Origin of the sequence: Corynebacterium sp. ACRPH (assembly GCF_022347285.1) — a bacterium.
Lineage (GTDB): Bacteria > Actinomycetota > Actinomycetes > Mycobacteriales > Mycobacteriaceae > Corynebacterium.
The window spans coordinates 78,264-84,777 of sequence record NZ_JAKRND010000011.1 but is presented as its reverse complement, the minus strand read 5'-3'; the positions used below and the strand labels follow the sequence as shown (position 1 = coordinate 84,777).

General features: G+C 62.6%; 7 protein-coding genes. 6 read left to right on the top strand and 1 reads right to left on the bottom strand.

The annotated features are described in order from the left end of the window. The first annotated feature begins 66 nt into the window (after positions 1 to 66). The 6 genes from MHX66_RS07385 to MHX66_RS10635 all read left to right on the top strand — a co-directional run bounded on the left by MHX66_RS07385 (position 67) and on the right by MHX66_RS10635 (position 5,539). Positions 67 to 1,761 carry an AMP-binding protein gene (locus tag MHX66_RS07385; protein WP_239201855.1) on the top strand — a complete coding sequence of 565 codons (1,695 nt, stop codon included), beginning with the start codon at positions 67 to 69 and terminating at the stop codon, positions 1,759 to 1,761. Positions 1,762 to 1,819: 58 nt separating this feature from the next. Further along, on the top strand, positions 1,820 to 2,596 hold the full coding sequence (locus tag MHX66_RS07380; RefSeq protein WP_239201854.1) for a CoA transferase subunit A: 777 nt from the start codon (positions 1,820 to 1,822) through the stop codon (positions 2,594 to 2,596). Then, positions 2,593 to 3,234, top strand: a complete 642-nt coding sequence (locus MHX66_RS07375; RefSeq protein WP_239201853.1) for a CoA transferase subunit B — start codon at positions 2,593 to 2,595, stop codon at positions 3,232 to 3,234. The genes MHX66_RS07380 and MHX66_RS07375 overlap by 4 nt, the downstream gene beginning before the upstream one ends. A gap of 106 nt (positions 3,235 to 3,340) precedes the next feature. Further along, entirely contained in the window at positions 3,341 to 4,534 is a 1,194-nt protein-coding gene (locus tag MHX66_RS07370; protein WP_239201852.1) for an acetyl-CoA C-acetyltransferase, read from the top strand. Then, positions 4,525 to 4,971: a DUF2752 domain-containing protein gene (locus MHX66_RS07365; RefSeq protein ID WP_239201851.1), complete on the top strand. Its 447-nt coding sequence runs from the start codon at positions 4,525 to 4,527 to the stop codon at positions 4,969 to 4,971. Before MHX66_RS07370 ends, MHX66_RS07365 begins: the two co-directional genes overlap by 10 nt. Positions 4,972 to 5,065: 94 nt before the next feature. Beyond that, a complete protein-coding gene (locus MHX66_RS10635; RefSeq protein WP_239201844.1) occupies positions 5,066 to 5,539 on the top strand; it encodes a CD225/dispanin family protein in 474 nt (157 codons plus the stop codon). Here MHX66_RS10635 and MHX66_RS07355 read toward each other — a convergent pair. After that, positions 5,528 to 6,475 (bottom strand): AEC family transporter, encoded by a 948-nt coding sequence (locus MHX66_RS07355; protein ID WP_239201842.1) that lies wholly within the window; start codon positions 6,473 to 6,475, stop codon positions 5,528 to 5,530. The genes MHX66_RS10635 and MHX66_RS07355 overlap by 12 nt on opposite strands. Positions 6,476 to 6,514 lie beyond the last annotated feature (39 nt).

Here is a 6,514-nt window from a genome sequence, read left to right as displayed (position 1 = left end):
ATTCCACCCCGCCCACCCGACTTTGCTTCAACGCAAGATTCCTTTCCCACGAAAAGGTTGATAACCATGACTACCCCGACTCGCAACGACCGCCCGATTGTTATTTCCGACCCGGCGGATCTGGACCCCACCCTGTCGCACCAGGTTGGACGTACCGACGTAGAACTGCTGGACGAGACCATCGGCCAGTGCCTCGCCCGCATCGTGGCCGAGTACCCGGATCACGACGCGATCATCGACTTCTACGGTGATGTGCACCTGACGTACACGGAGTTCTACCGCAAGGTGCAGCGCCTGGCTTCCGGCCTACATGCTGCTGGCTACCGCAAGGGCGACCGTATCGGCATCTGGGCGCCCAACCGCTGGGAGTGGACTCTGGTGCAGTTCGCCACTGCCGAGATTGGCGCGATTCTGGTCTGCATCAACCCGTCCTACCGTCACAAGGAGCTGGTCTACGCCATGGGCCAGTCCGGAGTGAAGGGCTTGTTCTCCGCGGGCCGTTTCAAGGACTCGAACTACCGCGCGATGATCGACGCTGCGGAAAGCCAGTTCAGCCGCCACAACTACAAGGAGACGATCTTCTTCGGCTCCGAGCGCTGGGACGAGCTGGCCAACCACGCGATCCTGGATCTGAACCCGGTGCGCGAGCAGCTGCACCCGGACGATCCCATCAACATCCAGTACACCTCCGGCACCACCGGCATGGCCAAGGGCGCCACCCTGACCCACCGCAACATCCTGAACAACGGCTACCTGGTGGGGGAGACCCTGCAGTACACCGACCAGGATAAGGTCGTCATCCCCGTTCCCTTCTTCCACTGCTTCGGCATGGTGATGGGCAACCTGGGTGCCATCACCCACGGTGCAACGACGATCATTGCCGGCCCGGTGTTCAACCCGCAGTCGGTGCTGGAGGCCGTCGAGCACGGCAAGGCCACCAGCCTGTACGGTGTGCCGACGATGTTCATGGCGGAGCTCGACGAGATCGAGCACGCCAAGGCCAAGGGCAAGACCTACGACCTGTCCAGCCTGCGCACCGGCATCATGTCCGGCACCGCCTGCCCCACCCGCACGATGCGGCAGGTGATGGACATTATGAACATCAACGAGATCACCATTGCCTACGGTATGACGGAAACCTCGCCGGTGAACCACCAGACGCTGGTGGACGACCCGATCGAGAAGCGCGTGGGTACCGTCGGCCGCCCCAACCCGCACATCGAAGTGAAGATCGTGGATCCCGAGACCGGCGAGACCGTGAAGCGTGGCGAGCAGGGCGAAATCCTGATCCGCGGCTTCCTGGTGATGCAGGGCTACTGGGACATGCCCGGCAAGACGGCGGACGCCATCGACGAGGACGGTTGGATGCACTCCGGCGACCTGGGAACGATGGACGAGGAAGGTTATGCGCGCATCACCGGGCGTGCGAAGGACATGGTGATCCGCGGTGGCGAGAACCTCTACCCGCGGGAAATTGAGGAGTTCCTCATGACTCACCCGGCCATCTCCGACGTGCAGGTCGTGGGTGTACCGGACGAGAAGTACGGCGAGGAGCTGATGGCCTTCATCATCATGCGCGAGGACACCGAGCCATTGGATCAGGCGGCCATTCGCGAGTTCTGCGCTGGTGAACTGACCCGCCACAAGATCCCGAAGTACGTCGAGTGCGTGGACTCCTTCCCGATGACGCTATCGGGCAAGGTCCGCAAGGTGGAGCTGCGCGAGCACGCAGTGGAGCTGCTCGGGATCTACCAGAAGTAGGCAACCACCCAACCCCCTAAACAGAGCCCAAACTGACTCAAACAGAAAGGAAGCAACCGTGAGCACCACAGCGCCACATCATTCAAAACTGCGCACTGCCGCGGAGGCAATCGCTGACATTAAAGACGGCGCCACCCTGGCCGTCGGCGGATTCGGGGTGTGCGGCATCCCGCAGGTTCTGCTCGAGGAGCTCAGCCGCGCGCAGGTCAAAGACCTGGAAGCGGTTAGTAACAACGCAGGCCTGGATGGCCGCGGCCTGGGGCTGCTGCTGGCGAACCACCAGCTGCGCCGCATTGTGGCCAGCTACGTCGGCGAGAACAAGGAGTTCGCCCGCCAATACCTAGACGGCGAGCTCGAGGTAGAGCTCACCCCGCAGGGCACCCTGGCGGAGCGGCTGCGCGCCGGCGGCTCCGGCATCGGCGCCTTCTTCACCCGCACCGGCGTGGGCACGCTCGTCGCCGAGGGCGGCATGCCGTGGAAGTACGACCAGGCGGACAAGACCAAGGTGGAGGTGGCCTCTCCGGCGAAGGAAACCCGCACCATCGACGGCGAGGACTACGTGCTGGAAACCGCCATCCGCGCCGACTTTGGCCTGGTCCGCGCCGCCGTCGCCGACAAGGACGGCAACCTGCGCTTCGCCAAGACCGCCCGCAACTTCAACCCGCTGGCTGCCATGAGCGGCAAGATCTGCATCGTGGAGGCCGAAAAGGTTGTGGAGGTCGGCGAGCTCGACCCGGACGACATCCACCTGCCCGGCGTGTTCGTCCACCGAATCGTGGAGCTTTCCCCGGAACAGGCAGCCGACAAGATGATTGAGAAGGAGACCGTGCGATGACCGGCTGGACCAGGCAAGAAATGGCCTCCCGTGCCGCTCAGGAGCTCGAAGACGGCCAGTACGTAAACCTCGGCATCGGCATGCCCACTCTGGTGCCGAACTATGTGCCGGAAGGCGTTACCGTTTCCCTGCAATCGGAAAACGGCATGCTGGGCATCGGCCCCTACCCGGAGGCGGGCCACGCCGACCCGGACCTCATCAACGCGGGCAAGGAGACAGTGACGGCGCTGCCCGGCACCAGCTACTTCGATTCCGCCCTAAGCTTCGGCATGATCCGCGCGGGCAAGATCGACGTCGCCATCCTCGGTGCTATGGAGGTCAACGCCCGCGGAGACATCGCCAACTGGATGGTGCCCGGCAAGATGGTCAAGGGTATGGGTGGCGCCATGGATCTGGTCGTCGGCGCGCGCCGGGTGATCGTCCTCATGGACCACACCACCAAGACCGGGGAGCCGAAGCTCATCGAGGAGCTCACTCTGCCGACTACCGGCCTCGGTGTGGTCGATCGGATCATTACTGACCTTGCGGTTTTCGACCGCGACGAAGATGGGCTGACACTGGTGGAGCTGGCACCCGGCGTCACCAAAGAAGAGGTAGAAGAAAAGACCGCAGTGCCGTTTAGGACGGCGCTGGGGTAGACCCCCAATCGGCTTCGCTGGGCCATCGTTCGTGCCATACTTGAGGGCACGACGCAGGCTTTTTTAAGCGATGACGCCACTAGTTTCGAAAGTTAGGATTTATCAGATGACCTTGCAGGAAGACCCGAAGGACATTGTCGTTGTAGGCGCAGCACGCACCCCGCAGGGACGCATGCTCGGCGCGCTGGCGAAGAAGAGCGCGGTCGATCTGGGTGCAGAGACCATCAAGGCCGTGCTGGAGCGCTCCGGTGTGTCGGCGGATGCCGTGGATTACGTGCTGATGGGCCAGGTTGTGCAGGCGGGCTCCGGGCAGAACCCCGCGAAGCAGTCCGCCGTGGCCGCAGGTATCCCGATGAACGTCCCCGCCATGACCGTGAACAAGGTGTGCCTGTCCGGCCTGGATGCCGTGATTAACGCCTCCCGCCTGATCCGTCTGGGTGACGCCAGCATCGTCGTCGCCGGTGGCCAGGAGTCCATGACGAACGCCCCGCACATCGCCGCGGGCGTTCGCGCGGGTAAGGGCTACGGCTCCCTGGCGCTGCAGGATTCCCTGGAGCGCGACGGCCTGTCCGACCCGAACGAGGGCACCGCCATGGGCCTGGAGACCGACGAGGGCAACGCCGAGCGCGGCATCACCCGCGAGGAGCAGGACGAGATCGCAGCCCGCTCCCACCAGCTGGCCGAGGCCGCTACCAACGACGGTGTCTTCAACGACGAGATCGTCTCCATCGAGGTCAAGGGCCGCAAGGAGACCGTGACCGTCTCCGCCGACGAGGGCATCCGCCCCGGCACCACCGCCGAGGGACTGGCGAAGCTGCGCCCGGCTTTCGTGAAGGACGGCACCATCACCGCAGCCTCTGCCTCCCAGATCTCCGACGGTGCGGCAGCGGTGGTGCTGACCACCCGCGAGAACGCGGAAGCCAAGGGCCTGGAGATCCTGGCCACCCTGGGCGAGTACGGCCAGACCGCCGGTCCGGACACCAAGCTGCACTCCCAGCCGTCGCAGGCTACCGCCGCGGCGTTGAAGAAGGCCGGCTGGGAGGCCAGCGACCTGGACTTCCTGGAGATCAACGAGGCATTCGCCTCCGTGGTCGCACAGTCCATCAAGGACCTGGACTACCCGCTGGAGAAGACCAACATCCACGGCGGCGGCATTTCCCTGGGCCACCCGATCGGTGCCTCCGGTGCCCGCCTTGTGGTTCACGCGGCGCACGAGCTGAAGCGCCGCGGCTCCGGCAAGGCTGCCGTTTCCCTCTGTGGCGGCGGCGGTCAGGGTGACGCGCTGCTGCTGTGGCGATAGGAACGCGGTCAGGCGCCGGTGGCGATATTCGAACTGGTGCTTTCAAAAAGCTGCTGCCGCTGGCAGTCGGCGCGGTAGCGGTGTGTGCGTGCTGCGCCATAGCCGCAGCTGATCCGCAGACCCCGGGCGGGATGATCCCAGAATGCCCCACGAAGGCACTATTCGGATTTAACTGCCCCGGCTGCGGATCGATGCGCATGATCCAGGCGCTGGTTCAGGGGGATTTCAGCGCCGCGCTGCACTACAACGCGGTTGGGATCCTCGCCGTCATCTTGTTGATTTGGAGCTGGGTGGCCTGGACCGCACGATCATGGGGGAAACGAATTCCCAACTGGGAACATTTCCGACATGCCCCCATGGCAGTGGGGGTAGTGATCGGGCTATGGTTCATCGCGCGCATTTTGCCGTTCTCGCCGTTTCTAGAATTGCGCGTATAGTTTCTTTCGGTTCGGGAACATTCTGCGCTGCTTTGGTATTTTAATGACGTATTTCAGTTACCAACCAACTCCAAGAAGTTAGCCGAGGAAGTCAGTGACCAACCCATACGATCAGAACCCTTCCAACGAGGACCCTTTCGGCCAGCAGGGAAACCAGGGGTACCCCTACAACAGCGGGTATAACCAGAACTCGAGCCAGAACCAGCCGCCGAGTTACGGCAGCTATCAGAACAACAGTTACCCGAATCAGTCCGCCGGCTACGGCGCGCAGCTGGGGCAGAATTACCAGCCGGGCGTGGGAAGCACCCCGCCGGATAACTGGATGTGGGCGACTATTCTAGCCACCCTTCTGTGCTGCCTGCCCCTGGGCGCAGTGGGAATCTACTACTCCTCACAGGTAGAAAGCCGCTGGTACCGCGGCGATTATTCAGGTGCACAGGATGCATCGGACAAAGCAAAGAACCTAGCCATTGCATCTGTGGTGGTATCCGCTGCCTTTATTCTCCTGTACTTCGTCTTTTTCGTCGGAATCCTGGGACTAAGCTTGAGCGAACTATCAGAAACTTAGAAGTACCATAATCAGCGCCATCACCGGTAGCGCGAGACCCGTGGAAACCACCGCGGTGTCTCGCGCTAAAACTTTATTCACGTCAAAACGTTGGGCGTAGGTGAAGACGTTCTGCCCGGTCGGGAGAGCCGCGAGGAGAACCATGGCCAAAAGCAACTGAGACGTGGCGTCGAAAAGAAAGACACCGTAGAACGCGGCGATGGCGGGATGTACGACGGTTTTAACCAACGACGCCGCCCATACGGAGCGACGGGGCGACAGGCCGGGCTGGAGCACACGTACCTCCGCCATGGACATGCCGAAGGCGATCAGTGCGCAGCCGACGGTGGCGTCCGCGATGATCCCCAGCGGATCTGCGACGATCGTCGGCAGGGTAAAGCCCGTGTGGTGCTGCAGCAGGGAGATGGCGATGCCGATGGTGGCGCCGATGATCAGAGGGTTCTTCAGGATCGTCAGCAGGGTAGAACGCACGAAGTTCGTGGTCTGCTTGCCGCCGGTGCGCATGTCCAGGGCCAGCACGCTCAGCGGGCCGTAGAAGCCGACCTGGAAGAGGATCACCGGGAGGGTGAGCGTGGGGTCGTCCATCAAATGCGCGGCGAGTGGGATGCCCAGGTTGGAGCCGTTGCAGTAGGTGCAGGCCAGCATCGCGATGATGGAATCCTCGGTGGATCGCCGCGTAATCCAGCGATAGCCGAGGAAGGCCAAGAATCCCGTGGTGAGGGTGGACAGTGCTACGACCAGAAGGTTTGCGCCAAAAAGCTGGGCAATGTCGGCCTTCGACATGAACGTGATCAACGTGCAGGGCAGCGCGATCCAGAACACGAACATGTTCAGGGTATAGACCGCATTGGGGCCTAAAAGCCGAAGACGCCCTACTCCGAAGCCGATCGCTATGACGAAGATGACGACGGCGAAGCCGGAGAGGACGTTCAACATGGGGCTATGTTAAGTGTTTGCGCCTTAAGCGCAGTAGTC